This is a genomic window from Planctomycetota bacterium, assembly GCA_035384565.1.
GTDB lineage: Bacteria > Planctomycetota > PUPC01 > DSUN01 > DSUN01 > DAOOIT01.
In genome coordinates, this window is record DAOOIT010000145.1 from 1 (window position 1) to 3612 (window position 3612).

At 67.1% G+C, this 3612-nt stretch carries 1 protein-coding gene; it reads left to right on the forward strand.

All coding sequences use genetic code 11. The features are described from left to right. The coding region (rpoB, locus tag PLE19_23905; protein ID HPD17993.1) for a DNA-directed RNA polymerase subunit beta at window positions 1–2948 on the forward strand (2948 nt) is incomplete at its 5' end. Between the last annotated feature and the right edge of the window lie 664 nt (window positions 2949–3612).

Below are 3612 nucleotides of genomic sequence, written 5' to 3' on the forward strand. Positions count from 1 at the left end.
CCGAGAGCATGGTCGAGATGCTGGTGAACTCGAGCCTGCGCGAGGTCGAGGTGCTCAAGGACGTCGAGGACCCGCTGATCCTGAACACGCTGGCCGAGGATCCCACCGACAGCCACGACGCGGCGCTGCTGCGCATCTACCGGCGCCTGCACCCCGGCAGCCCGCCGCAGATCGAGAAGGCCAAGCAGTTCTTCCAAGAGAAGTTCTTCGACACGAACCGCTACCGCCTCGGCAACGTGGGGCGCTTCCGGCTCAACCGCAAGTTCGAGCAGAACGTGCCGGAAGACGACATGAAGATCCGCCCCGAGGACATCGTCAACGCGCTGCGCTACATCCTCAAGCTGCGCGCGGGCCAGGGCGAGATAGACGACATTGACCACCTGGGCAACCGCCGGGTGCGCACGATCGAGGAACTGGCCGCCGACGAGCTCCGCAAGGGCTTCCTGAAGCTCAAGCGCACCGTGCAGGAGCGCATGAGCATCAAGGACGTCGAGAACATGTCGCCCCGCTCGCTCATCAACTCGCGCACCATCTCCTCCTCGATCGAGTACTTCTTCGGGCGCGGCGAGCTCTCGCAGGTGGTGGACCAGGTGAACCCGCTCTCGCAGCTCACCCACGAGCGGCGCCTGAGCGCGCTCGGCCCCGGCGGCCTCAACCGCAAGCGGGCCGGCTTCGACGTCCGCGACGTCCACACCTCGCACTACGGCCGCATCTGCCCCATCGGGACGCCCGAAGGCACCAACATCGGCCTCATCGTGTCCCTGAGCGTCTTCGCCGGGGTGGACGAGTACGGCTTCCTCGTCACCCCCTACCGCCGCGTGACCAAGGGCAAGCTGGCCGTGCGGCAGGACGAGAACGGGGCGACCGTGCCCGACATCGCCTACCTGCGCGCGGACGAAGAGGACGCGGTGTGCATCGCGCCGGCGGACACGCCGATGGACAAGCAGGGCCGCATCCTGGGCGAGACGGTGCTGGTGCGGCGCGGCGGCGACTTCATCTACGTGCCGCGCAACGACGTGAATTTCGTGGACATTTCGCCCAAGCAGATGGTCGGCGTGTCGGCCGCCCTCATCCCGTTCCTCGAGCACAACGACGCGAACCGCGCGCTCATGGGCTCCAACATGCAGCGCCAGGCCGTGCCGCTGCTCACCACCGAGCCGCCGCTCATCAGCACCGGCATGGAGAAGCCGGTCGCCCGCAACTCGGGCATGGTCGTGGTGGCCGAAGAGGACGGCGTGGTGACCTACGTGTCGGCCGACCGCATCGTCGTCGGCGAGCGCGAGTACACGCTGCGCAAGTTCGTGGGCCTCTCCGAGCGCACCTGCCTCAACCAGAAGCCGATCGTGCGCGTGGGCCAGAGCGTCAAGAAGGGCGAGGTCATCGCCGACGGCGCCTCCACCGCGGGCGGCGAGCTGGCCCTCGGCAAGAACGTCTTCGTAGCCTTCATGCCGTGGGACGGCTACAACTTCGAGGACGCCATCCTCGTGAGCGAGAGCCTGGTGCGCCAGGACACGTTCACCTCGATCCACATCGAGGAGTTCGAGGTCGAGATCCGCGAGACCAAGCTGGGGCGCGAAGAGTTCACGCGCGACATCCCCAACGTCTCCGAGAAGGCCCTCCGCAACCTCGACGAGGAGGGCATCGTGCGGGTCGGCACGCGCGTGTCGCCCGGCGACTACCTCGTCGGCAAGGTCTCCCCCAAGTCCAAGAGCGAGCTCTCGCCCGAAGAGAAGCTGCTCCTGGCCATCTTCGGGCGCGCGGGCGAGGACGTCAAGAACGACTCGCTCACCGTGCCGTCGGGCGTGGACGGCATCGTGATCGACGCCCAGAAGTTCTCGCGGCGCAGCCACCTGCCCGAAGAGCAGCGCCAGAAGGACCGCGAGGACCTCAAGAAGGAGAGCGCCGACTACAACAACCGCATCGTCGAGCGCTTCCGCCAGATGCTCGGCGCGATGGAGAAGGAGCTGGGCGGCCCCGTCATCGGCGCCCAGAGCGGCATCGCCTACTCCAGCCTCGAAGGGCGCTCCGTGCGCGAGATCCTCGAGCTCGAGGAGCGCTTCGACCCCGAGGACGTGCAGACCAAGTCGAAGAAGGAACACGACGCGATCGAGCGCCTGCACGAGATGTACTCGGACGAGATTGACGCGATCAAGGACGAGCGCGACCGGCGGGTGGACCAGCTCCGCCGCGGCGACGAGCTCCCCACCGGCGTGCTCGAGCTGGTGAAGGTCTACGTCGCCACCAAGCGCACGCTCTCGGTCGGCGACAAGATGGCGGGCCGCCACGGCAACAAGGGCGTCATCGCCAAGATCCAGCCGGTCGAGGACATGCCGTTCCTCGAGGACGGCACGCCCGTCGAAATCGTGCTCAACCCGCTCGGCGTGCCGTCGCGTATGAACATCGGCCAGGTGCTCGAAACCCACCTGGGCTGGGCGGCCAAGACGCTCGGCTACCGCGTGGTCACGCCCGTCTTCGACGGGGTCACCGAGGAGAAGATCACCAAGTGCCTCAAAGAGGCCGGCCTGCCCGAGGACGGCAAGACCGTGCTCTACGACGGGCGCACCGGGCGGCCCTTCGACCAGAAGGTCACCGTGGGCTACCACTACATGCTCAAGCTCGACCACCTGGTGGACGACAAGGTGCACGCCCGCGCCACCGGCCCCTACTCGCTCATCACCCAGCAGCCGCTCGGCGGCAAGGCGCGCTTCGGCGGCCAGCGCTTCGGCGAAATGGAGGTCTGGGCGCTCGAAGCCTACGGCGCCGCCCACATCCTCCAGGAACTCCTCACCGTCAAGAGCGACGACGTCGAAGGCCGCACCAAGATCTACGAGTCCATGGTCAAGGGCGAGAACACCCTCAAGGCCGGCACCCCCGTCTCGTACGAAGTGCTCATGAACGAAATCCGCGGCCTGTGCCTCAACATGCGGCTCGAGAAGCGCAAAATCTAGCCCTCCGTAGTGCGGGCTTCAGCCCGGTTCTTCGCTTCCCTTGCGTCCCCACGGCCTGCCGTGGGGACGCTCATGTGGGCTCTGAACGGGGGAGGGGAGACTCCGAGCAAGAGAAGTACGGCTCCGGCCGCGGATCGGTTCGCATTCCTGCGTGTAGCGACAAGCGTCTCGCTTGTCGAAAACGACCGCAAGCGGGACGCTTGCGGCTACGCCTGCCACTTGAGGCGCTGGGCGACGCCGCGTGGCTCCGGCCACTGCAAACGGCTTCGCGGCCGGAGGAGTAACGGTGACCCGAGGGACTGGGGGGCGCTCGAGGGCGTCGAGGGGAATCCCTCTTGTCCCTTGAGGGGCTTCTTAGCCTGGTTGGGCGCGGTTCTCCTCGTTCCTACGCTCTCCTCCTTCCTCTCGTCCCTACGCTCTGCGTGGGGACGGGCCTCCTGGCCGCTCTGCGGCCTCTTCTCTTCCGCGCGCACCGGAGTGGGAACCTCCCGCGGGTTGGGAACCCGCGGGAGGTTGGGGTTGGACGCGGGAGCGTCCACATCATTGCCCCCACGCGGAGCGTAGGGGCGAGAAGGGTGAAAAGGCGTAGGGGCGAGCATGGGAAAAGTACTCCTCCGGCCGCGGATCGGTTCGCGTCCCTCCGTGTAGCGACAAGGGTCCCGCT